Origin of the sequence: Planococcus donghaensis, assembly GCF_001687665.2 — a bacterium.
Lineage (GTDB): Bacteria > Bacillota > Bacilli > Bacillales_A > Planococcaceae > Planococcus > Planococcus donghaensis.
On record NZ_CP016543.2, the window covers coordinates 3204187 to 3228688 of the forward strand.

Below are 24502 nucleotides of genomic sequence, written 5' to 3' on the forward strand. Positions count from 1 at the left end.
ATGGCTATCATTAAAATTCAAGGAACAGAAAAAACGATTGAAGCGCAAAACGAAGTCGCTGCATTTTTGGAACAACAAGAGGTTGTTTACGAGCATTGGGATATCGATAAATTACCAGCCCATTTACGCGAAAAATTCGATTTGACGGATACCGAAAAAGATGAAATTCTTCAAGCATTTCAAACAGAAATCAGTGATATTTCAGAACGTCGAGGCTATCAGGCAGCGGATATCATTTCTTTATCAGACTCTAACCCTAAATTAGATGAGCTGTTAAAAAACTTCCAACGCAAACATATTCATACTGATGATGAAGTACGTTACATCGTCAGTGGACATGGGGTTTTCATTATTCAAGGAAAAGATGAGAAGTTCTTTGAAGTTCATTTGACACCAGGCGACCTCATTTCGGTTCCTGAAAACATCACACATTACTTTACACTTGCTGAAGATCGGAAAGTCGTGGCCATTCGTATTTTCGTTACAACTGAAGGATGGGTTCCGGTTTACCAAGAAGAAAGCCACGTATAAATTTATAATCTAATAAGAAGAGACTCGACACAGTCGAGTCTTTTTATTTTGAGAAAAAAGGTAATTTCTTTCTATTAATAATGTCTTTTAAGCTATAATGGCTTGTGAGTTATATTTTAAAATTAGAAATGAGCGGTTCCTATGAAAAAAATGTTTTTGTTTTTTGGCGGAGTGGTACTACTACTTTCTCTCCCTATCCTACTTTGGTTTTTAAAAGAAGAAAAAATAGTTCATATAGCAATTATCGATAAAACTGTTCCAACTGAAAGTTATAGGGAACACAAAGGCTTAATGTGGCTCTTAAATCATCAGCGATATGTTTCTGAATCAGGAGAAACATATAAAGAAGCCGTCGACTATTATGGTTTTGTTCCCGATGAATTGGATCAAAGCTATACCATTCGGGATTTACCTACAGACTATTCAGGCACTGACCTTATTTATTTGGCTGATTCTTATGGAGTTTACGAAGAAGATCTCCCTTGGCAAACTAAAGAAAATACATTAGGTAGTTCATCTATAGTCACAGGCGGACTTCAAATGGATGAGTGGCAAGCCATTAAACAGCAAGTTCAAACTGAAGGTACAGACTTAGTCATGGAGTTCAACACGTTCGCTTCTCCGACTTCTGCAGAAGTGTCTAAAGATATGAACAAATTTTTAGGTCTTGAATGGAGTGGGTGGAGTGGTCGCTATTTTGAAAAGCTTCAAACTTCTACTGATGCTGTCCCCCAATGGATTGTTACCAATTACGAAAAAAATGAGGGGCAATGGCAGTTTCAAGGCGCTGGCTTTGTATTAGTTAACGACGACTCAGGTGAAATTGTCGTTCTTTCTGAAGAAGCCGATGAAATTGGCAGCGATGGTCTTCACCTAGCATTTACTGAACAAGGCACTGCTCAATTTGATTTGACAGACAGCCCTTCTTTCGATTATTGGTTTGACATTAACTTGGCTTCTCCCGAAACTGAAGTTCTTGCAGATTACCAGTGGGACTTGCAGGATTCAGGTAAAGAGAAGTTGGAAAAAGCGGGAATTCCCCAAAATTTCCCGGCAGTATTCCATCAATCCAAATACGGTGCCGACCTTTACTATTTTGCTGGGGATTTTGTTGATATCAATGAGATTCCGAATTTTTACCGTTTTGCAGGTTTCTCAAAACTGCGTTCTTTCCTGTCTACAGAGTCGCTAGACGCTGAAAAGAGTTTTTACTGGAAAACGTATATCCCAATGATGGAATCCATCTTGGCAAACGCAAAAGATAAAGAATCTCCTACAGAAAAAACACAAAAAACGCAAGCTGTCGAAAATGGCATTTCATATCCTTCTCGTATAAACGATCAAACATTTGAAGTTTACGAAGACGGCAAATGGCAACCCCTTACTATTAAAGGAGTTAATATGGGAATGGCCAAACCTGGAACCTTCCCTGGTGAAGCCGCTATTACACGTGCGGAATATGACCGCTGGTTCAAAGCAATTGGTGAAATGAATGCGAATGCAGTACGTGTGTACACACTTCACCCTCCTGCTTTTTATGAAGCCTTTGCAGCATATAACGCTACCGCTAAAGAACCGCTTTACTTGTATCACGGTGTTTGGATTGATGAAGAGCCTTTAGTGGAGTCTTTAGATGCCTTTGATCCCGAAATTACCGAGCGCTTTCAAGCTGAAGTCAAAAAAATAGTAGATGTTGTCCACGGGGATGCCATCGTAGAACAACAACCTGGACATGCATATGGCAATTATAAAACAGACATCTCCCCTTATGTGATCGGTTGGATGGTTGGTATCGAATGGTACCCGATCATGGTCGATCAAATGGTGCAGGACTATCCCGACCTTGGTGAGTACAAAGGCCAGTATGTTTACACAGAAAATGCCAATCCAATGGAAAATTGGTTAGCACAGCAATTAGACCTTCTCACTTCTTATGAACTTGATACGTACAAAAGTATGCGTCCTTTAAGCTTTACTAACTGGGTAACAACCGATAATATCGATCAACCTGCAGAGCCAAGCGATCAAGAAGACATGGCTACTGTAGATCCAAATCATATTAAAACAAAAGATATTGCCGATACCGTAGGCATGTTTGCTTCGTATCACGTCTATCCGTATTATCCTGATTTCTTAAATTTAGAAGAGCGCTATACAGAGTACGTTGATCACCGTGGAGAATTCAATAACTACGCCGGCTATTTGAAAGATTTAAATGACTCGCACGACATGCCGGTTCTCATTGCCGAGTTTGGAGTCCCTGCCTCACGTGGGATGACTCATGAAAATCCATTTGGTTGGAACCAAGGGTTTATCTCTGAAAAAGAACAAGGTGAAATCGTCAGTCACATGTATGAGGACATTCTTGAAGAAGGCATGCTAGGTGGAATGGTCTTTACATGGCAAGACGAGTGGTTTAAACGGACATGGAATACAATGGACTACGACAATCCAAACGAACGACCATTTTGGTCTAATGCTCAAACAAATGAACAACAATTTGGACTCTTGAGTTTCGATCGTCACAAAGTGAAAGTCGATGGCGTAGACGATTGGAAAGAGGGTAAAACACTTTACGAAAAAGAATCTGGCGCACTTAATAGCGTTACGATGGATTCAGATGAGCGATATGTCTACATCAAAGCCCAATTCGATCCTGCCAATGAAAATTGGTGGACTGAAAAAGACTTTAATCTTTATTTTAGTATTCGGACTAACAAAGGCATTGCCGTCGATGCTTTAGAAGAAACTGAATTTCTGGCTGACTTTCAGTTACAGATTGAAAATCTAGAACAAGCACAACTTCAAGTAGCGGGCGATTATGATAGTTTTTACTATGATTATCATGAACGTTTGAAAATGATTCCAGCAGAAGAAAACATTGAATCGACGTTTCATCCCGTTCGATTGGCTCTGAATAAAGAATTTATGCGTCCCGACACCGGAGAAATTCTACCGTTTTCTTCTTATGAAACAGGTATTTTCCAGTTTGGCATTGCCAATCCAGAACACAAAGACTACGATTCGTTGAATGATTATTATTACGATAAACAGACCGGCATTATGGAAATACGTATTCCATGGATGTTATTGAATGCAAAAGACCCAGCAAAACGAGAGTTTACGGGTGACCTTTACAAAGACGGCATTGAAGCTTCTCAAACAATCAAAGGTCTAGAGGTTGCAGCAAACTTAACGAGCAAAGACGGAGAAGTTGTAGAGGCTTTTGATTCTAAGAAAGTTGCTCAATATTCTTGGGAAACATGGGGATTACCCCAGTCTGAAGAACGATTAAAACAATCCTATTACATTCTCCAAGAAACGTTTGGAGAAACCGAATAATATGTGAAAAATTAAAAACTGCCGGCGAAAAGGATAATCCTTTTCGCCGGCAGTTTTTAATTTTTAAGGTTTCATTGTTTTCCAGCTGTCCACATGATGAATAGCTACCCCGCCAAATCCAGCTGCTGTCGAATAATAAGCTGACACTTTCGCTAACTCACCATTCATGAAAGTTTCGCCTTCTTCAAAGAAAGAAATATTGTTGCCTTCATCGGTTTGTCCTGTTTCCACTCCGACTACAACGGTTTTTCCATATTTCTCTGCATAAGCGACTTCATTTTTTACGAGTTCTGTAATCATTGCTGCTGAATCTCGGTATGCCATTAACGTAACACTATTTGTGTTGGCAATTACCCATTCGGCGAGTACACCTTTGCCGTATGTATTTTTATAAGCGATTTCATCAAACCAGAAAGGCAGATCCGCCTCAAGTGGTAAATTCATCGCTGCTGTACTAGTTGCTGCTTTACTTAAAAGAGATTGGTACGATTTGATCGTTGTTGCTCTATTCGTATTCCACCCACTATATAAATACGGTTCAACATCCAAATGAACACCCGCGAATTTCTGAGCCGGTAAAGCTTTTTGCTGATAAGCGGATAGCCAGTTCATCAAACGGTCCTGTTTCGTAAAGCCTTTAGGCGCTACCCAATCATTAGCCCCATCTAATGCATAGATTGTCATGCCGGATGCTCCCGCTTTTTCAATAAAGCTTTGATAGACAGCCAGTGGTATGTCTTCGTCAATTTGGACATAGACTTTGTTGACTTCTTTACTTTCTAAAAACGCTAGTGTGCCTGCTTCATCACTATAAATCATCCATGGATTCCATAACCATGTCGCTTTTACATCTAATTCCATTGCATGAGCGTTGACACCTGTTTGTGTCAGCATAAACAACAATAATACACCTGCCATCAATAGTTTTTTCATTTTCCCATACCCTCCCGTTCTGTATGCCGTGGCTCAAAGAACGAGACCCTGGCAACCTGACGACCTTGCGTTTTTCAACGGGTAGGCTCATGGCTTTGCGTCCTCCTCTTTCGATAGAGTTTGCCTTTTTCAGATTTTTATCATTATATGTTAATTAATGCATTTTTGCCATCTTTTTTAAATAATTCTTTTCATATGAGAGATTTAACGTAATAATCAACAATAGCATCGCAGTATTTTTTACAAAAGGAGTGAATCCCGTGTCCGTAGCATTGCGTGAAGACGAAATTACTTTGGCTTTGATCAAGTCCTTAAAAGAAGGCAAACTAACTGAATTTCAAGAAATTTTAGATGAGTTGCAACCCTATGATATGGCAATTCAATACCGTCACTTGCCAGACAAGCACCGCAATAAATTCTTGCTCTACTTATCGATTCGTCAATTAACCGAGTTGATGCAAGAGCTTCCGAAAATCGAGCAAATTGATATTCTACAGAAATTAGGTGTGGAAAAGTCCTCAAAAGTACTCGACCGCATGGATAATGACGATTTGGCATTGCTGTTGGCTGACCTTGAGCCAGAACGCATTGAAGAGCTGTTGTCTCAAATAAACCAAGACGATTCTAAATTTGTTCAAAGTACAATGACTTACCCTCCTGAAACAGCCGGCCGACTAATGAATAACCGTTATGTTTGGATCCCCCGTCATTACACAATTCGTGACGCCATTGATAAGATCCGACATTTTGCAGAAATAGCGGAATACCTCAACTATCTTTATATTGTTGATGAAGATAAAAAACTACTTGGAGTTGTCTCCTATAAAGATTTAATCCTTGGGAATCTAGAAGATAAAATTGAAGAAGTGATGTACAAACGTGTCGTCAAAGCAGATGTCTTGATGGACCAAGAAGATGTGGCTCAAATTATTAGCCGTTACGATTTTGTCACCTTGCCAATTGTTGAAGCCGACAATACCCTTGCCGGGATTATCACGGTTGATGATGTAATTGATGTGGTCATGCAAGAAGCAAATGAAGATATTGAGAAATTATCTGCTTCTGGTAAATCAATCGATTTTGATACCCCTGCTTGGACAGCGGCTTACCGACGATTGCCATGGTTAATTTTACTCCTGTTTATTGGTTTGTTTTCAGGCAGTATTATTAGTCGATTCGAAAACACGCTACAAACCGTTGTAGCATTAACGTTTTTTATGCCATTAATTGCCGGCATGACTGGAAATACGGGTACTCAATCCCTATCTGTCGTAGTCCGCGGACTGGCATCACAAAAGCTTGATTTCAAGCAAACCATCAAGCTGATCATTCGCGAATTATGGGTCGGTATCATTATTGGCGTTATTTGTTCTATCCTTATTTTGTTAATTGCTTATGTGTGGCAAGGCAATTTGGTTTTAGGCATAGTGGTCGGCGGATCCTTATTAATGACATTAATCATCGGAACATTGGCGGGAACGATTATTCCTCTTCTCTTGTATAGATTTAATATTGATCCAGCTGTCGCTTCCGGTCCTTTAATTACGACCATTAATGATATTTTGTCTTTATTAATTTATTTCGGTTTGGCGACTTTGTTTATTTCTCAGTTGATGTAAAAAAAAATAATAAAAAACTCTATTTCAAAGCATTTTTCTTTAAACCTAGTAAGTCTCTTGGTATAATAGGTTGAAATCGAAGGAGGCGTGTGTATGTCTATTCCAAAACCCCTTGTTCAAACCAACCAAGCTTTTATCGTCGTTACAGTCGTAATGGCATTATTGCTCCACCCAGCTATTTTATTGATCCCATTTGTTGTTGGAGCTTATACATTAATCACTAAGAAAAATCCTGTCATTTTAGGAAGCCGTCGTTTTTTGAAAAAGCCCATGGCGAGCTACCCACAAGAAGACCGAGATCAACAATTATTTAATCAATGGATTGCCACTATTTGTTTAGGCCTTTCTCTTGTTTTCTTTTCTGTAGGATTACCGATACTTGGATTTGCCTTTAGTGTCATGGTTATTATCGCTGCAGGCGTTGCATTGATGGGTTACTGCATCGGCTGTACAATTCGATACCGCTACATGATGTGGAAACACAACCGTACTAAAGTACAGGCATAAAAAAGGACCCGAAGCTTTTGCTCCGGGTCCTTTCAGATTTTAGATAAAGTTCATTTGTGCAGTTTGCAAAGCTATAAACCGCGCTGATCGCTTTGAGAGTGAATAGTTAGGTCAAATAATATCGAGATTTTTTACAACTAAACAAGTTAAAAAGAGGTATTGGGTGCACCACCCCAATACCTCTTTTACTTTTTATTTTATTTGGCCATTACCACGTATAATGTATTTCGTCGACGTTAAAGCTGGTAAGCCCATGGGTCCTCGCGCATGAAGCTTTTGTGTACTAATGCCAATTTCTGCACCAAACCCAAATTCGAAACCATCTGTAAATCGAGTCGAAGCATTGTGATACACTGCAGCCGCATCAACTTCCATGAAAAATTGATCGACACTTTCCGAGCTTTTCGAAATAATTGCTTCTGAATGTTTTGTTCCGTACGTATTAATGTGCTCAATTGCTTCACTAACATCACCCACGATTTTTATCGCTACTTCCAGTCCGAGGTATTCTGTTCCCCAATCCTCTTCCTCTGCAGCTATCACATTAGGTGAGAGTTTTTGTACAAGTTCATCACCGTGTATTGTCACGTGCTGATCTTGTAAAGCGCTCAACAAGAGCGGCAAATGCTTGTCTGCCCAAGCTTGATGGACCAAAATGCTTTCACAAGCGTTACAAACAGATGGACGTTGTGTTTTGGCATTTAATGCGATGTCAATTGCCATTTGAACGTTTGCTGTCTCATCAATATAAATGTGACAATTTCCTGCGCCTGTTTCCAATACCGGAACCGTAGAATTCTGAACAACCGTCTGAATCAACTTCGCGCCTCCACGAGGAATTAGTACATCTAAATATTGATTTAACTTGAACATGTGAGATGCTGCTTCTCTACTCGTATCTTCTAATAGCTGCACGGACTCTACTGGCAACTCACTTTTTTCTAATGCTCGGTGAATAACAGCAACAATTGCTTTATTTGAATGGATGGCTGTCGAACTGCCTCGTAATACGACAGCGTTTCCTGTTTTCAAACACAAACTTGAAGCATCTACGGTGACATTGGGACGCGCTTCATAGATCATGCCGACAACACCTAAAGGCACACGTATTTTGGACATCGTTAAGCCGTTAGGACGCTCCCATTTCTCAAGCACTTCACCTACTGGGTCTGCTAGTTTCGTTAGTTGAATCAAAGCATCCGCCATATCCTGTATCCGCGTCTCATCGAGCTTTAAACGATCGACTAAAGACTCGCTCATCTCATTTTGACGGCCAACTTCCACGTCTTTGTTGTTTTCCGTTAAAATATAGGCTTGCTCTTCTAACAATTGCGCTGAAATAGCACGCAACGCATGATTCTTTTGCTTTGTCGTCGATTTTGCTAATACCGCTGAAGCGTGTTTTGCTTTTTTGGCTTTTTGTAGAAGTTCGCTTTGGTCAGTTTCTTGCTCTTGAAAAATTTTTGTCATCTAATTGCCCCTTTCAATTTCTTGTTTGTTAAACACTCATTTTTGTTTTGACGCCGATATAAGTGCCATCGCCTGTGCCGTGAAAAATATCGACTAATTTTTCGCTACCTGTGCCGGAGCCGATAAATACTTGGACGCCGAAAGCTAGTGCTGTTCGAGCTGCTTCCACTTTAGACTTCATACCACCTGTACCAACAGTAGAGCCATCAGAAGAAGTAGCAGCTATTAGTGCATCAGGAATATCATGTAAGTGAAGGTATTTCTGCGCTTGAGGATTGGTTCTTGGGTTTTCAAGGTATATGCCATTAATGTCTGTTAAAATCATGAGGAAATCGGCATGAATCAACCCACTAACTAATGCAGACAGCATATCGTTGTCACCAAAAGTGAGTTCTTCCGCTGAAACCGAGTCATTTTCGTTAATGATTGGCATAACGTTCCGCTTCAATAGGTTGGAAATGGTCGCATTGGCATTTTTATAAAGGTCTTTTGTTAGTAGCAACTGTGCCGCGACAATATTGTGTTTTTTGCATTCATCAGCATAAGCCTGCAGTAACAAGCTTTGTCCGACCGCTGCAGCGGATTGTTTATCAACTAATGTATTCGGGCGTGATAAATAACCCATGCCCATACACCCTGCCGCAACGGCCCCAGACGAGATCAATACCACTTCGTGTCCTTCTTCTTTTAAACGAGCCAGTGCATCCACATGCTCACGCAATTTCTCAATTGATAATGTTCCTTGCTCATCTGTTAACGAACTACTTCCAATCTTTACAACGATTCTTTTCTTCTCCACGCGCATTCACCACCCGTTTTTGATAAATAAAAAAAATCTTCCATTTGTTCAAAAACGGAAGAACCTTGCCCCCGTGACTGGATATCCTTCGGCTGTTTTAACGTTTCTTGAATAGAGTTATTATGCACTCTTTTGCATTTTAAGTCAACATTATAATTATTAATTTCCTTTATAATAGACTTTAATGTTTTATTTTATACATAATTAATGAATATTTATTCAATATAATGAAACTCTTTCAACTCTTATTAGTGCACTAGTTGTGTATTAAGTGGACATACAAAAATTTTTAATTTAATTATTCTGTATAAAAAGAATAATTAATTTTTAAAGGATATATTAGTCTATCATATATTTTCCGATCAACACACGGCACTTTTGACCGAGAAATTGCTAATAGAAAAAGCATGGGAAAGTGATCCCATGCTTTTTTCTCTCGTTTTATAAAGCGCGATAGTCTACTTCTAGTTGTTTCAAACTTCTGTACTTTAAAATTTGAGTTACGTACCATCCAACAACTACTAATGTAATACACGCTCCAATAATTGCAGATACTTGGTAATCCATATTCAAGCCTTCTGGCGCGTAGAAGATGTACATGGAAACAACTGCTGTCATAAAGACTGCTGGTACACTTGCTATCCAGTGAAATTTAAAGTTTCTCAATAAGTAAATTGCTGCTGTCCACAACATGAATGTTGCTACCAATTGGTTGGTCCATCCAACATAACGCCAAAGGAATGTATAATCGATTGTTGCCATGTAGAACGTTGGAATCCCTAGTGGAATCGTGACTAACAGGACTTTTACTTTTCCTTGCATGTTGACAAATTTCGAAAGTATATCTGTTAAGATCATTCGGGAAGAGCGAAGGGCTGTGTCGCCTGTAGTGATAGGCAAGATAATTACTCCAAAAATGGCAAGCAAGCCACCAATCGATCCAAGTAAAGTGATTGAAATTTCATTGACTACTCCGGATGGACCTCCTGCAGCAAGCGCTGCTCCAAGTCCTTCAGTGCCATTAAAGAATGTCATCCCGGCAGCTGCCCAAATTAAAGCAATCACACCTTCAATAATCATTGCACCATAAAAGATTTTGCGACCGTCTGACTCTTTTTTCATTGTTCTCGCGATGATTGGGCTTTGCGTACAGTGGAAGCCAGAAATGGCTCCGCATGAAATGGTAACCATCAACAATGGCCAAATCGGTAAAGTTCCTGGGTGAAGATTTTCAAACGTAAGGTTTGGCATCGGTTTTCCAGAGAATACGAGTGCAACGGCTACTGCAATTGCCATGAATAGTAAAATCCCACCTAAAAGAGGGTAAATCCGTCCAATCACTTTATTGATTGGCAAAATTGTCGCTAAGATAAAGTAGAAGAAAATAATGGCTAATGCCGTGATAAAGTTAATCGGTGTAATTTGTGCAATTAACTGTGCTGGACCTGCCGTGAAAGCTGCAGTCACTAGCAACATCAGTACAAGAGAAAGACCATTGATAAATACTTTTGCATTTTTCCCTAGGTATTTTCCCACTAAGGTTGGAAATTGTGCGCCTCCGTGACGCATCGACATGACACCTGAAAAATAATCATGTACCCCTCCGGCAAAAATACTGCCTACAACGATCCAGACAAAAGCTACTGGTCCGTATAATGCACCTGCAACTGCTCCGTAAATTGGACCAAGACCTGCAATATTTAATAATTGAATCAAATTCCCTTTCCACCAGCTCATTGGGACAAAATCTAATTTGTCGGTTTTAGAATAAGCGGGCGTTGGTGTATTGTCATCAATTCCAAAAACACGTTCGATGAATTTCGAGTAAAATACATAGCCAAGAATAAGTAATACAAGAGCAGCGAAAAAGGTTATCATATGCGGTTCCTCCTGATGTTTTGTTAAGTATAAAGAATGATAACATGTTTTTTAAATATATAAACATAATATTTAGAAAAAAACAAATATACTGTAAAATAACTATATTCAAGAGAATCGAATTGATTATGATGAATTCATGTACCTACATAGGAAATATTTCTTATACTACTATTACGAAAGCGCTATCAAATAAGGCAATTATATTATATATTGTTTTGTTTTTGACTCTAAAAAGTGCACAGGCGATATTCCGCCTGTGCACTCATTATTTTGGATTTTCAACACCTTATTAAAATTAACCCTCACTTATTCGAAACGTGTATCAAATTGTAAGGCATCAGCAATTTTTTCTTCACTATTATTAAAAACATCACTTGTTGTAATAGTTACCGAGTCAACATCACTTTCTTCAATGATAAAGCCAATATTGCCTCGTTTAGTTTCTCCTGGTGCCAGATCCCCGTTTAAGTTTTCTAAGTAAATATCATCTTCCCAAAGCTTGAGTTCTTCGGCATCCGTCTTAAACAATGCTACTGGAGCAAAATGTACAGGTTCAGTGGATGTGTTGGTAATTTCCACAAACATTTTTACGACTTTAAATTCCTGCTCATGCGTATACGAATGGAAAAAATCGATCAAACTATAATCAGGCTTTACTTGAAGGATCTTTGATTCTTCTACTGTCAACTCGACAGATCCTATATCATAAGTTTCTGTAGCCATATTAACAGCTTCGACCGTAGCTTCCCCTTTTGAATCTCGCTTGTGTTGTCCAACCTCTTGTAACGTGCGATCATCTGTGATTTGGGGACTCAAGACGTAGTCTTCATAATACTCTGGAACTTCATTTACAGTATCTGTTGAAGCTACCGCTATCGAATCGTTCTGCTCTGAACATCCGCCAAGAAGAATTGCTGAAAATAGTAAGAAATATAGTGTCTTTTTCATATCACTGCCTCATTTCCTTGCATTACTTATCGTGAATTTCTACTTTGGCTTTCAGTAAATCAAAAATAATTCTGGCGTGGTCTGTGTTATCGAGCTTTCCTGCAAATTGATTGCTTGCTGGACCGTATGCATAAACTGGAACGTCTTCTCCCGTATGCCCACCAGTTGTCCATCCCGTATGTGTACGTTTATTGAAAATTTCTTCGATCGCATTGTCAATGGCTGTATATTCCTTGCTTTCTGCTGCTTGTTTCACGGTTTTTATTTCTTCAGCTGTCAATTCAAGATCAATAAACTCATCTAATGTTTCTTCTACACCGGCCCCGTCTACAATTTGTTGCGCCATAAAGTCAGGTGTCCGTTTTGCAGCTTTGATCGGCTCTCCGAACCAGTTGTAGATACCATCCGCTCCAATCGAGAAGCCTCCTGTCGAATGGTCGGCAGTTGCAACTACTAACGTATTGCCGTCTTCTTCAGCAAATTTGATCGCCGCTTGAAACGCTTTGTCGTAATCTTCCATTTCGCTCATAGCAGCCACAATATCATTATCATGTCCTGCCCAATCGACTTGACTGCCTTCTACCATTAAGAAGAAACCATCTTCATCTTTTGACAAACGATCGATAGCCGATGTCGTCATTTCTTCTAACGACGGCGTGCTGTCGTCACGGTCGATCATTTTTGGAAGACCTGCTGGCGCAAACAAGCCAAGTACTTGCTCATCATCATTGTTTAATAGATCATTGCGATTTGTAAGGTAGCTATAACCATCTTGTTGAAACTCTTCTGTAAGATTACGATCTGTTCGTTCGAATAGATCGACACCTCCACCTAATAAAACATCAACTTTATGCTCCCCATCGATCAGTTCATCGTAGTAATCATCTGCAATGGCATTCATGTTCTTTCTTGCAATGTCATGCGCACCAAATGATGCTGGTGTGGCATGTGTAATTTCAGAAGTTGCGACCAGTCCCGTGGCTTTACCCTTTTCTTTTGCTGCCTCAAGAACTGTTTTCACGCTACTTTCGTCATTGTCGACAGCGATGGCACTGTTGTACGTTTTAATACCGGCTGCCATCGCTGTAGCAGCAGAAGCAGAATCCGTGATGTTTTGATGAGGATCTTCAGGATATGTTGATTGTTGTCCGACCAAATACGCATCGAGAGCCGTATCTTCCACCATTTTCGTAGTAGGGTCATTTTGTAAGTAACGATAAGCAGATGTGTAGGAAGTGCCCATGCCATCACCGATTAGAAAAATAACATTTTTCACCTTATCCTTTTTGCCTTTTTTATGGTCTTGGCCGTGAGCTTTCCCCTGGTTTTTGTCCGGACTACCTGCTTCAGCTGACAAGGTAAACGAACTAACTCCAGACAATGCCACTGCTGAAGCTAAAGCAAGTGGTAGAACTTTCGTTTTCAAATTTCTATGTATCATTTTCTCTCCTCCAGTCATTTGATCTACACGCTCAGTATAGAAGTTGATTGTTAAGGATTGATTAGAGAATTGTTTAGCTTTTGTAAATTTCCAAAAACAGGTATTTTTACACAATACAAAAAGCCCAGAAAAAATTTCTGGGCTCTAATTAGTTGGAAATTGATGAAGTTGCGTTTTTGGCTAACAGCAAATACGAAAGCAATGCGATCAAACACATCGAAAAAATCACGAGTCCCATCGGAACCGCTGTATTTTCTCCCGCTATCCCTACTAAAGGTGCCGTTGCGGCTCCAAGGATAAAAGGTAATAACCCAAGCAATGCAGATGCACTTCCTGCCACATGCCCTTGGCTTTCCATAGCAAGTGTGAAAGAAGACGTTCCGACCACCCCAATAGACATAATAAAAAAGAAAATGGGAATGACAACTGCCCATAAAGGTCCGTTCATTAATACGACGGTCAATAAGAGGGCACCCGCTATGGTTGCCGCATAGAGTGCAGTTTCTAAAAACCTTTTTTCAGACCAAATATGTGTAAATCGACCGACCGAGTAACTGCCGATAATCAACGCAATGCCGTTCATTCCAAACAACAAACTAAACACTTGCGGAGAAGCGCCGTAAATGTTTTGGTAAATAAATGGCGTGCCGGACACATAAGCGAAAACTCCACCAATTAAAAAACCTTGTGCTAACGCATAACCCGTAAACTGACGATTTTTTAAGATTCCTGCAAAGTTACCAAATGTGGATTTAAAATTACTTGGCACTCGTTTTTCAGGTGACAAGCTTTCTTTTAAACGAGAAGCCGAAAGCACTAGCAAAAAGATTCCCAGTAGCGTCAGTAATATGAAAACTCCTTTCCAATCAGCAACTAAAAGCACCCCACTTCCAATTGAAGGTGCGATTAAAGGGACCAAATTCCCGATAACCATCAATAACGCAAACAACCGCGTTAATTCAGGACCATGACTGACATCTCGCACGATTGCCCGGGAAATAACGAGTCCCCCCGAGGCTGCAAACCCTTGTATAAAGCGCAAAAACACAAAAACATAGATGTTTGGAGCAAATATACAAGCAATCGATGCAGCAATATAGGCGATTAACGAAACTAATAAAGGTTTACGTCTGCCATGCATATCACTCAGTGCTCCCGCTACCAATTGACCAATTGCTAACCCTAACAAACAGGCTGTGAGACTTAATTGCACAGAGCTGGCATTTGTTTGGTAGACGTCTGCTAAAATCGGAAACGCCGGTAAATACATATCAATCGTAAACGGAACTAACGTAGTCAACGCACCTACCAATAAAATAAACTGAGTGCGTGTAAGACCTGTGGAACTTTTCAAAATATTTACACCTTCTTTTCTATCGTCGCTCTTCTCTATAGCTCCATTTGAGCTTATGTAAATTACACCACTAAAAAACCCGCAACTATCAGTTTATCACAATGGATAAGCTGATAGTTGCGGGCTAAAATAATGCAATTATATAGATTTATTTTACTTCTACGGTCCAACCTAGCGTATCTTCGACTTTACCAGTTTGGATTCCTGTGATGGTATCATAAATCTTTTGAGATAATTCACCGATTTCATGGTTGTTAATAATCATTTTCTTGCCTTTCCAGTTCAGTTCTCCTACTGGAGAAATTACAGCTGCTGTACCGGTACCAAAAACTTCTTCTACTTGACCTGCTTCGAAAGCTTCATAAAGCTCATCAACTGAAATTCGTTTTTCTGTCACTGGTATTCCCCAAGTGCCAAGTAATTCAATAATCGACATGCGAGTAATGCCTTTTAGAATACTGCCGTTCAATTCAGGTGTTACCACTTCTCCATTGATTTTAAAGAAGATGTTCATGCTTCCGACTTCTTCGATGTATTTTTTCTCCACACCGTCTAACCAAAGAACATCTGCATTGCCTTCTTTTTTCGCATTGGCTTGTGCTTGGTAACCAGAAGAATAGTTGCCGGCTGTTTTCGCCATGCCCGTTCCGCCTTTTACGGCACGCGTAAATTTATCTTCTACATGAATCACAACCGGTTTAAGCCCGCCTGGGAAATAAGAGCCTACTGGCGATAAAATAACCATGTATTTATACGTTTGAGATGGTCCTACTGCAAGGTTCGCATCTGTTGAAATAATATATGGACGGATATAAAGAGACGTTCCAGGAGTTTTAGGAACCCAGGCTTTTTCAAGTTTGATCAGTTCAGTTAAATGCTCTAAAGCTAATTTCTCGTCAATAGGTGGAATGCTCAAGCGTTCACTTGAAAGATTTAATCGTTCAAAGTTTTTTTCTGGACGGAACAATAAAACTCGTCCGTCTTCTGTGCGATAAGCTTTCATGCCTTCAAAAACAGTTTGTCCGTAGTGAAAAATCATTGCTGCAGGATCTAAACTAATTGGTCCATAAGGAATAATTTTTGGATCATACCAGCCTTTTTCTGTTTCGTATTCCAATACATACATATGATCTGTAAATGTAGTCCCGAATGGCACTTGGTCTTTTACCGGTTTTTCTTTTTTGTTCGTATTTTCAAGAACTTCTAGCTGGTATGTAGTCATCGTCAAGACTCCTTTTGTAAAAATAATTTTAATTATCAGTCATATGAATAATTATACACATATATTCGATGCTTTAACAGCTTATTGGTGCCACCGTTCGAAAATCGCGATAAAAGACCTGTTTTTTCCTAAACAAAAAGACCATTCAGCGAATGATCTCAATAAAGTGTAGAAGGACTTTGGCAGTAAGCCCCCAAATGACTTTATCTTCATAAATATAAAAGTTTTCGTCCATTTGACGTGCACGCCAGTTGTAATTTTCGCCACCAGCAATTAAATCATAGGGAAAATTTTCTTCTGGTTGAATTTCAAAGTTGATTCGGTATTTTTGCGGATTGTTTTTTAAGAAAAAAGACAAAGGAACTGTAAAAACACTATCGACTTCAGAAGAGTTCGGGACAAAAGTAGCCTTTGAATCGATTACCCCAACAAAAGAGTAGACAATCATACCAAAAGGAGAAACAAGGTAATCGAGTGGCAAAATTGTAGAGAGTTGGCTTTCTTTTATTCCCAACTCTTCTATTGTTTCTCGGACAGCAGCCGCTTGTTCTGTCTGGTCTTGAGCATCAATCTTTCCACCTGGAAAACAAATCTCACCAGGTTGTTGTCTCAGCATATGAGACCGAACTTCAAAAAGAACATGAACCTCTCCCTCTTTTTCAATTAGTGGCAAGAGAATGGCAGACTTCAAAAATTCATCATGACCTAATACATCTGGCGTTCGGTTTTTCATTTTTTCTAGTAACTTTTCAGGATCCATTTCAACACCTCATCTCGTAGAGTTATTTTATCAAATCTGAGACTACAATTCTCTTCGGTTGTTTTTTATGTTGTTAAAATCTGTCGAATATCGTCCGCAGACATCGCCTTTAACGGTTCTTCTCCCGATAAAATCACATCATCGATTAAGTTTTTCTTTTTTAATTGCAGTTCGTTAATTTTTTCTTCGATAGTCCCTTTGGCAATAAGCCGAACGACTTGGACTTCCTTTTCTTGTCCCATACGATGTGCCCGATCTGCGGCTTGTTGTTCAGCAGCTGGATTCCACCAGAGATCATATAAAACAACTGTGTCCGCACCAGTTAAATTTAATCCCGTTCCCCCCGCTTTTAACGAGATTAAAAATAAGTCTCCTTGTCCCTCATTAAATCGACGACAAAGATCTACACGCTCTACTGGCGGAGTTTGGCCATCGAGATAAAAATAAGGAACCCCTTCTCTTGCCAACTGATTGCCGATAATTCCAAGCATTTGTGTAAACTGCGAAAATACCAATACGCGGCGGCCAGTTGCTCGGCATTCTGCTAACAATTCCATCAACAGATCAAATTTGGCAGATCCTCCGTCATATCCTTCTACAAACAAAGCAGGATGACAACATAATTGGCGTAATCGCGTTAGTCCCGCTAAAATGCGAATGCGATTTTTTTGAAAGCTGTTTTTGTTTAAATGCTTGAATGCGTCTTGTTTTAACTCTGCTAAATAGGCAGCATATAATTTCTTTTGCTCTGTTTGCAGCTCTGAAAAATGGATAGACTCTACTTTGTTTGGAAGTTCTGTTAAGACGTCGGTTTTAATGCGCCGCAAAATAAATGGTCGTACGCGCTTTTTAATATGGTCTCGTCTCATTTCACTAAACAGCCTGCGGTTTGGCAAAAGTTCCGGAAACACCACATTGAAAATTGACCATAGCTCGTCTAATGAGTTTTCAATAGGTGTGCCCGTCAATGCAAATCGATAGTCTGCTTTAATGCTTTTCACGGCTTTTGCTGTTTGAGTAACGGGGTTTTTAAAAGCTTGTGCTTCATCTAAAAACAAAGTGTGAAAGTGCTGGTCACGGTACAACATTTGGTCCATACGTAAAGAAGGGTAAGACGTGATGACCACGTCTAACGTTGATATTTTTTTAATTAAAGAAGCTCTTGTTGTTTTATCACCATCGATAATTCCCGCTTTGATGCTTGGTGCAAATTTCGTCAATTCATTTAGCCAATTGTAAACAAGCGATGACGGCGCAACGACGAGTACCGGTTGCTGTTGTTTACGAACATCTGGCAACACCGAAACGATAAAAGCAATGCTTTGCAAGGTTTTGCCAAGTCCCATATCATCAGCTAAAATGCCACCGAATTTATAGCTTGCCAATAGTTTGAACCAGCGGAATCCAGCTTCTTGGTAATCACGAAGCACCCCGTTTAAGCTTGTTGGGACATCTGTTCCTAACGCTTCGGGGCAATTTAAATTTTGGAGTAAATTTGCAAAGTTCGTCCCTGGGTCTAACAACTGTCCTTCCTCTAAAGAAGAAACTAAATGCAAGCCATGGATGAGTGGAATGCGAATTTCTTCTCTTCCAAAATTAGCTGCATCGACATTTAATTCACGTAAAAAGTCACTCATATCAAGGAATTCTTGCGTTTCCAACGACATTAACGTACCGTTAGGGATTCGGTAATAAGGTCGTTTTTCTTCTAAAGCTGTTAAAATCTTTTTAATCTCCGTTTCAGGAATATCTTGCATGTCAAAACGAAATTCCAGCCAATCTGTTCGCTCACTAATCTCAACTTTCACTTTCGGACCACTGTAGTTTTTTGAGACGCGCATTTTAACAGCAGTCGTCGCAAAGATTTGCATCTTTTCTTCTAATTGCGGAATGACGTGGTACAAAAAGTGATATTCTGAATCTTCGTCTTGCATGTAAAAGCCACCATCGGTTTGCGTAAATGCACTGTCTTTCATCATGCGCATAATGCTTTGCTCTTCTTCACGCTGTCTCCGAATTCCTGGATAATGTCGGAATTCATCTGACTCTTCGCATGGATTGATCACTAAATGACCATAATGAAATTCTACGCCCGCTAGTAAGCGATGACGTATTCGGTCGAGAAACAATTTGGCGCGAAGTGGCGTTTGCTCAAGCCGATCGGCTACTGCATCCGCGATATAGACACTTCCTAAACGCTCTAATCCTGGTACCACTGTTGCCATAAAATAATCTATTTCTTCTGCTGAAAGGAGTAATTGATCTAGTCCATTCGGCAGTAATGCTTTTAGTTCTGAAAGGCGTTTTGCATCTTCATTGGCCAAATAAACGAGTGCACCATCTGCGAATGCCAATTCATAAGCTTGTAGAACGAGTATTTCTTCAAGACCTTCCACATCCAACCGAAATCCGCCCGGTCGGTGCTCACTAAAATGAAAGGACAGCGGCAGTTGCTTTTCAATCGACAGACCATTTGTTACTCTCCCCCCTCCTACAAGTTTGACGTTAGAAGTGGATTGCAGCAAAGGCAAGAGCCGCTCCCAATCTGAAGCAGTAATGACAAGCATATCGCTATTTTCTGCTCTACTGTTCTCGTTAATTCGAGTTTTCGCTAAGTAATTGAGAACGGCTTCCGTACTATTTTCTAGCCGATGTTTTTTGGGCGAATAATCAACACCAGATGGTTCACTGTATGTTTTTTCAGATCTCACTGCATTTAGAAATTCTCCGATATTTTGAATGGGCTCATTAGCCGCAGCTATACGTAAACCGAGATACGCGATGTCTCTCAACAAAACCGGCAGCACACTAAATTCAATTTGGTATGTTTGACGTTGATCAAAATACTGGCGCCTTCCTTTCGTGCCCTCAGCCTGCCGCGAGAATAACTCCATCATTTTCCTTGTAGGGTTTTCACGTTGCTGCATGCTATCAATCGCCAGTAAAACCCCTGCAATATGATGACAGTAAGTTGTGACAAATCCAACCGGTGGGCAGCTACAAGACGCTAATACCTCTCCACCTGTTTCTTGTTTTACGCTGACGTGAAATTCGTCGCGCCCAATAACAACGCCTTTTATAAGTCGGTCATCACTAGAGTCCGGCGTTAGCCGGATTTTTCCTGCCTGAAAAAAGGATTTTCCTTTTTTGAAAGCCACTTGGCCGCATAATTTTTTTATTTGTGATTCATTTAGTGAAAAGTTCATATGAAAAATTCCTTCCTGAGATAACCTTCTCGGGACCATTTTGATGTTTTTTCTATTATCTCTAACTGCATAACGTGAATCAACGACAGCTCTTCATTTTAGCGTCTCTGATTCATTCTTTTACTAAAGGTTCTTTAAGTATACACTCACTAAAAAAGATACTTGTTCTTGAGTGCACCGGGAGCTGTATTAATTGTTGGGGTTTGGGCCTGTGAAACCCTTGTTGAAGGGATTCACCACATTTCAACTGAGGATCCAAAATAGCTTTAGATATTGAAACACTAGAAAAAAGCAATCAAATCCGTGAAAGAGATCTCCGGTTTCGATTGCTTTTTCTTACGCTTATGCTTTTGGTGCTTTCATCACAATATTGTCCAATATTGCCGTTTTTAAGTAATGGGAAACGCCATTTTCATCGCAAGTAAATTCAGTAACTTCATCTACTTTTTCTTTAATGTGATCTGGGGCATTTTTCATTGCTACAGCATGGTTAACGTATTCAAACATTTTCAAATCATTATCGCTATCTCCGATAGCCAATGTCTCACAACCTGTTAAGCCAAATCGCTCTAACATTTCTTGGATGCCTGATGCTTTATTGATCTCGGCTACCATGACTTCTGCATTATGCGGAGACGAAGGTGTCATCGAAAAGTTCATCTCTTTTTGTAAGTCTTTTAGTTCAGCTTTCCACGCCTCGATTTCATCGCGTGTTCTTGCGAAAAAATAAAATTTCGAAAAATGATTACCTGTTATTTCTGATGTCCACTCAATATCTTCTTCTATGGCTTTCTGACGCGAAATCCATTCGTTAATCTGGACGGAATTAGGCTTTGGATCGCGAATTGCCGCTTCGACAAATGCTTTATCTTGTTCTAATACTAATCGCTGGCTGCCATGTGGGAAGAGCTCGTAATAGATTTTTCGTTCGCGTGCTTTTTCAATAATTGTTTTCACTAGCTCTAGCGATAACGCATGCTCAAACACGATTTCATCGCCAATGTAGCCTGCCATGCCGTTTGCGGTAATAACGCCATCTACTGCAAAGCCTTCCGGTAACATTTCTGCTAGTTCATCTGCCGATCTGCCTGTCGCAATGAAAACAAAAATTCCTTGGTCACGCAGTTGATCTATCACTTGCTTTGTTTCAGAACTCACTTCGTTATAATGATTTAATATTGTTCCATCCATATCTAAAAAGATGGCTTTTGGATTACTAGTCACTCAATTACCTCCTGTTGTTCAATGCACATGATACCTCTCAGTATACGCCGTGCTATTTCTAAACTCAATGAAAGCACAACTCTCCTGGATAAGAACTATTGCGTAAAGGTAGAAAATGTTAGAATAATAGAAAGTGAAGTTTAAAGAGTTTATTTGATGTGATAAGAAGTTTGTTTATCTAAGCTAGCAATGGCAGATGGAGGTTAAAATGAAACAGGTCTTGACCATTCAAAAAGTATTAAATAATAATGTCGTGATTGCTCATAACGACGTTTATAAAGAAGTTGTATTAATCGGCAATGGTCTTGGTTTTAACCGAAAAAAAGGAGATACTGTTCCTTTTGACCAAGCCGATAAAACATTTTTGCTTAAAGATGAAAAAGAAATGGAACAGTATGTAAATCTACTTCCATATATTGAAGAGAAACTCATCGCGTTTATCCAAGAATTGCTTCTTTTTATCGAAGAAAAAATGGGTAAAGAACTCAATGAACATATCCACGTTGCATTAACCGATCATATTGCCTTTGCTATTAACCGTGCAAAAAAGGATATCCAATTCTCCAACCCTTTTTTATTTGAAATAGAATCCCTGTATCCAAAAGAATATCTTGTTGCTAAAGATGTTGTTCAAAAAATAGAAGAGCGGACAGGCGTCTTTTTCCCAGAAGGTGAGGTTGGCTTTATCGCTCTTCATATTCATAGTGCGGTAACAGATAAGTCGTTACGTGATATTAAGCGCTATCATTCTTTACTGGCCCAACTGGTAGAGATTATCGAAAACAATTTGGATATTCAACTGGATAAAAACAACATCGATTATCACCGCTTAATCCAACATCTTCACCGGGCAATTGATCGCGCCGATAAAGGCACGATTATTAGCGAAGAAAATAAATTGGCGGCTATGTTGAAAAGTGAATATCCTGTGTGCTATAATCTTGCTTGGAAGCTCATAAAAGTAATGCAAAACCAATTGAATAAGCCCGTAGATGAATCAGAAGTCATGTATTTGACGATTCACTTGCAGCGCTTGACACATAAATTCTGACCATACGTGTTACTGATTCGATCAGGCATGAGTATGAAAAGACGAAAGTTAACTAACAGGACAATACTGTCCTTTTATTGACTTTTCCCTTTTCTGCTCATGCCTTTTATAATGGATTCAATTGTTTTTTCATATACAACCCATAGAGGAGGAAATTACATGTCATTTAACTTATTTGGTACATTGCAAAAAGTTGGTAAAGCTTTAATGTTACCGGTTGCACTCTTACCAGCTGCTGGTATCTTACTGGCTTTCGGTACAAGTTTTGCACAAGAATCATTTTTGGAAGCGGTTCCTTTTATGGGAGCTAACTGGATTCAGCAATTATTATACGTAATGGCAGAAGCGGGCGGAATCGTTTTCGCTAACCTTCCCTTACTATTTGCTGTTGGTGTCGCAATCGGTCTTGCCGGTGGTGATGGTGTAGCAGGACTTGCAGCCATTATCGGGTACTTGATCATGAACGTCACCATGAAAGCGTTTGGCGGAATTACGCTAGAAATGGCCACTTCAGACCCAGCTTATGCTAATGTACTCGGAGTTCCTACATTACAAACAGGTGTATTTGGCGGGATTATTGTTGGTATTTTAGCTGCTTTCCTGTACAACAAATTCTTTAACATTCAGTTGCCTCAGTTTTTAGGATTTTTTGCAGGAAAACGTTTTGTCCCAATTATTACTGCGTTTTCAGCTGTTTTTCTTGGTATCGTAATGTTCATGGTTTGGCCTTTTGCTCAAGGCGGATTGAACGCACTTTCTCACTTTATGCTAGAAACAAACCGTACGCTAGCGGCTTTTGTTTTTGGTACGGTTGAACGTTCATTGATTCCATTTGGTTTGCATCACATTTTCTACTCTCCATTTTGGTTTGAGTTTGGTCAATATACAACAGTTGCAGGCGACATCGTTCGCGGCGACCAACGTATTTTCTTTGCTCAACTACAAGATGGTGTAGATTTTACGGCTGGTACATTTATGACGGGTAAATTCCCATTCATGATGTTTGGTCTTCCAGCTGCGGCACTTGCGATTTACCACACAGCACGTCCTGAGAAAAAGAAAGTTGTCGGCGGCATCATGGCTTCTGGTGCTTTGACTTCATTCCTAACAGGGATTACAGAACCACTTGAGTTTACTTTCTTATTTGTTGCACCTGTCTTATTCGGTGTTCACGCGATTTTTGCAGGACTCTCATTTATGACGATGCATTTACTTAACGTTAAAATTGGTATGACATTCTCTGGTGGACTGATTGACTTCTTACTGTTCGGGGTTATGCCTGGTAGAACAGAATGGTTCTGGGTCATTGTAGTTGGACTCGTGTTCTCGGTTATTTACTACTTCGGTTTCCGTTTCGCTATCCAAAAGTTCAACTTGATGACACCTGGACGCGAACTCGATGATGAAGACGATGAAGAAACGGAAGAAATTGGCGATTTGCCATATGAAATACTTGCCGCTATGGGCGGAAAAGAAAACATCCAAAATCTTGACGCGTGTATCACACGTTTACGTGTTAGTGTTGCAGACAAAGGCAATGTTGATAAAAAGCGCTTGAAAAAACTAGGTGCTTCAGGCGTTATGGAAGTTGGCAACAACATTCAAGCTATTTTCGGACCTGTATCAGATAGCTTACGCGGTCAAATGCAGGACATTATCAATGGGAAAGCACCTCGTCCAGCTGCTAAAACAGCCGTTCCGACTGAAAACTCTGTGGTTTCAGCAACGCCATTAGAATTCAACAGCCCGATGACAGGTGATATCTTACCGATTTCAGAAGTCCCAGACCAAGTATTTTCTGGTAAAATGGTGGGCGATGGTTTTGCGATCAAACCGACTGAAGGAAAAGTTTTCTCTCCAGTAAACGGGAAAGTCGTTACCGTATTCCCAACAAAGCATGCAATCGGTATTGCAGCTGATAATGGTACGGAAATTCTGATTCATATCGGAATTGATACTGTACACTTGAAAGGCGAAGGCTTTACTTCACATATTGAACAAGGCGATTTAGTGGAACAAGGACAACTCTTAATGGAAATGGACTTGGACTATATCGCTGAACACGCAGCATCAATTATTACGCCGGTTGTCTTTACTAATCTTGAAGAAGGACAATCGATTAAACTTAAAAAATCCGGTGCAGTAACTGCTAAGGATTCAAATGTTATGGAAATTATAAACGGAGAATCTGTCGTTTAATCCAGAAACATCTAC

17 protein-coding genes and 1 riboswitch are annotated in these 24502 nt (G+C 39.8%); of the genes, 6 read left to right on the forward strand and 11 right to left on the reverse strand.

Features of this window, described 5'->3' with window-relative positions:
* Both BCM40_RS15690 and BCM40_RS15695 read left to right on the forward strand, forming a co-directional pair.
* On the forward strand, positions 1-531 hold the full coding sequence (locus BCM40_RS15690; RefSeq protein WP_065525041.1) for a 1,2-dihydroxy-3-keto-5-methylthiopentene dioxygenase: 531 nt from the start codon (positions 1-3) through the stop codon (positions 529-531).
* 141 nt (positions 532-672) lie between these two features.
* Entirely contained in the window at positions 673-3873 is a 3201-nt protein-coding gene (locus BCM40_RS15695; protein ID WP_065525040.1) for a hypothetical protein, read from the forward strand.
* 63 nt (positions 3874-3936) lie between these two features.
* Here BCM40_RS15695 and BCM40_RS15700 read toward each other — a convergent pair whose 3' ends face one another.
* Positions 3937-4806, reverse strand: coding sequence for an amidase (locus tag BCM40_RS15700; RefSeq protein WP_065525039.1), 870 nt, complete (start codon positions 4804-4806; stop codon positions 3937-3939).
* Positions 4807-4853: 47 nt separating this feature from the next.
* Positions 4854-4941: riboswitch (cyclic di-GMP riboswitch) on the reverse strand.
* Between the two features lie 125 nt (positions 4942-5066).
* Here BCM40_RS15700 and mgtE point away from each other — a divergent pair.
* Both mgtE and BCM40_RS15710 read left to right on the forward strand, forming a co-directional pair.
* Complete coding sequence (gene mgtE / locus BCM40_RS15705; RefSeq protein ID WP_065525038.1) at positions 5067-6425, forward strand: magnesium transporter; 1359 nt, start codon at positions 5067-5069, stop codon at positions 6423-6425.
* 93 nt (positions 6426-6518) lie between these two features.
* A complete protein-coding gene (locus BCM40_RS15710) occupies positions 6519-6932 on the forward strand; it encodes a DUF4395 domain-containing protein (protein ID WP_065525037.1) in 414 nt (137 codons plus the stop codon).
* A 192-nt stretch (positions 6933-7124) separates the two neighbouring features.
* On the opposite strand, the gene BCM40_RS15715 is transcribed toward BCM40_RS15710, so the two are convergent.
* From BCM40_RS15715 to BCM40_RS15760, 10 genes are all read right to left on the reverse strand, one after another.
* Complete coding sequence (locus BCM40_RS15715) at positions 7125-8402, reverse strand: glutamate-5-semialdehyde dehydrogenase (RefSeq protein ID WP_065525036.1); 1278 nt, start codon at positions 8400-8402, stop codon at positions 7125-7127.
* Between the two features lie 28 nt (positions 8403-8430).
* The gene (proB, locus tag BCM40_RS15720; protein ID WP_065525035.1) at positions 8431-9201 is read right to left on the reverse strand and encodes a glutamate 5-kinase; all 771 of its coding nucleotides are present in this window, start codon (positions 9199-9201) and stop codon (positions 8431-8433) included.
* Positions 9202-9642: 441 nt separating this feature from the next.
* Positions 9643-11079 carry a carbon starvation CstA family protein gene (locus tag BCM40_RS15725; protein ID WP_065525034.1) on the reverse strand — a complete coding sequence of 479 codons (1437 nt, stop codon included), beginning with the start codon at positions 11077-11079 and terminating at the stop codon, positions 9643-9645.
* A 309-nt stretch (positions 11080-11388) separates the two neighbouring features.
* Positions 11389-12030 carry a DUF4352 domain-containing protein gene (locus BCM40_RS15730; protein ID WP_065525033.1) on the reverse strand — a complete coding sequence of 214 codons (642 nt, stop codon included), beginning with the start codon at positions 12028-12030 and terminating at the stop codon, positions 11389-11391.
* 22 nt (positions 12031-12052) lie between these two features.
* Complete coding sequence (locus tag BCM40_RS15735; RefSeq protein WP_065525032.1) at positions 12053-13471, reverse strand: alkaline phosphatase; 1419 nt, start codon at positions 13469-13471, stop codon at positions 12053-12055.
* Positions 13472-13619: 148 nt separating this feature from the next.
* Positions 13620-14825 carry a multidrug effflux MFS transporter gene (locus BCM40_RS15740; protein WP_065525031.1) on the reverse strand — a complete coding sequence of 402 codons (1206 nt, stop codon included), beginning with the start codon at positions 14823-14825 and terminating at the stop codon, positions 13620-13622.
* A gap of 148 nt (positions 14826-14973) precedes the next feature.
* Positions 14974-16047: a branched-chain amino acid aminotransferase gene (locus BCM40_RS15745; RefSeq protein WP_065525030.1), complete on the reverse strand. Its 1074-nt coding sequence runs from the start codon at positions 16045-16047 to the stop codon at positions 14974-14976.
* A 145-nt stretch (positions 16048-16192) separates the two neighbouring features.
* Complete coding sequence (locus BCM40_RS15750; protein ID WP_065525029.1) at positions 16193-16807, reverse strand: NUDIX hydrolase; 615 nt, start codon at positions 16805-16807, stop codon at positions 16193-16195.
* 65 nt (positions 16808-16872) lie between these two features.
* The gene (locus tag BCM40_RS15755; protein WP_065525028.1) at positions 16873-20013 is read right to left on the reverse strand and encodes a DEAD/DEAH box helicase; all 3141 of its coding nucleotides are present in this window, start codon (positions 20011-20013) and stop codon (positions 16873-16875) included.
* A 342-nt stretch (positions 20014-20355) separates the two neighbouring features.
* Entirely contained in the window at positions 20356-21237 is an 882-nt protein-coding gene (locus BCM40_RS15760; RefSeq protein ID WP_156851316.1) for an HAD family hydrolase, read from the reverse strand.
* A 208-nt stretch (positions 21238-21445) separates the two neighbouring features.
* Here BCM40_RS15760 and glcT point away from each other — a divergent pair, with 208 nt between their 5' ends.
* Complete coding sequence (gene glcT / locus BCM40_RS15765; RefSeq protein WP_065525027.1) at positions 21446-22288, forward strand: glucose PTS transporter transcription antiterminator GlcT; 843 nt, start codon at positions 21446-21448, stop codon at positions 22286-22288.
* 159 nt (positions 22289-22447) lie between these two features.
* Positions 22448-24487 carry a glucose-specific PTS transporter subunit IIBC gene (gene ptsG, locus BCM40_RS15770; RefSeq protein ID WP_065525026.1) on the forward strand — a complete coding sequence of 680 codons (2040 nt, stop codon included), beginning with the start codon at positions 22448-22450 and terminating at the stop codon, positions 24485-24487.
* The last annotated feature ends 15 nt before the right edge of the window (positions 24488-24502 follow it).

Bases quoted from the DNA above. Each gene is read 5' to 3' on its own strand.
- BCM40_RS15750 (WP_065525029.1), bottom strand. From the start codon at position 16,807: ATGGATCCTGAAAAGTTACTAGAAAAAATGAAAAACCGAACGCCAGAT.
- glcT (WP_065525027.1), top strand. From the start codon at position 21,446: ATGAAACAGGTCTTGACCATTCAAAAAGTATTAAATAATAATGTCGTG.
- BCM40_RS15745 (WP_065525030.1), bottom strand. From the start codon at position 16,047: ATGACTACATACCAGCTAGAAGTTCTTGAAAATACGAACAAAAAAGAA.
- BCM40_RS15725 (WP_065525034.1), bottom strand. From the start codon at position 11,079: ATGATAACCTTTTTCGCTGCTCTTGTATTACTTATTCTTGGCTATGTA.
- BCM40_RS15755 (WP_065525028.1), bottom strand. From the start codon at position 20,013: ATGAACTTTTCACTAAATGAATCACAAATAAAAAAATTATGCGGCCAA.
- BCM40_RS15700 (WP_065525039.1), bottom strand. From the start codon at position 4,806: ATGAAAAAACTATTGATGGCAGGTGTATTATTGTTGTTTATGCTGACA.
- BCM40_RS15730 (WP_065525033.1), bottom strand. From the start codon at position 12,030: ATGAAAAAGACACTATATTTCTTACTATTTTCAGCAATTCTTCTTGGC.
- BCM40_RS15735 (WP_065525032.1), bottom strand. From the start codon at position 13,471: ATGATACATAGAAATTTGAAAACGAAAGTTCTACCACTTGCTTTAGCT.
- BCM40_RS15695 (WP_065525040.1), top strand. From the start codon at position 673: ATGAAAAAAATGTTTTTGTTTTTTGGCGGAGTGGTACTACTACTTTCT.
- ptsG (WP_065525026.1), top strand. From the start codon at position 22,448: ATGTCATTTAACTTATTTGGTACATTGCAAAAAGTTGGTAAAGCTTTA.
- BCM40_RS15710 (WP_065525037.1), top strand. From the start codon at position 6,519: ATGTCTATTCCAAAACCCCTTGTTCAAACCAACCAAGCTTTTATCGTC.
- BCM40_RS15690 (WP_065525041.1), top strand. From the start codon at position 1: ATGGCTATCATTAAAATTCAAGGAACAGAAAAAACGATTGAAGCGCAA.
- BCM40_RS15715 (WP_065525036.1), bottom strand. From the start codon at position 8,402: ATGACAAAAATTTTTCAAGAGCAAGAAACTGACCAAAGCGAACTTCTA.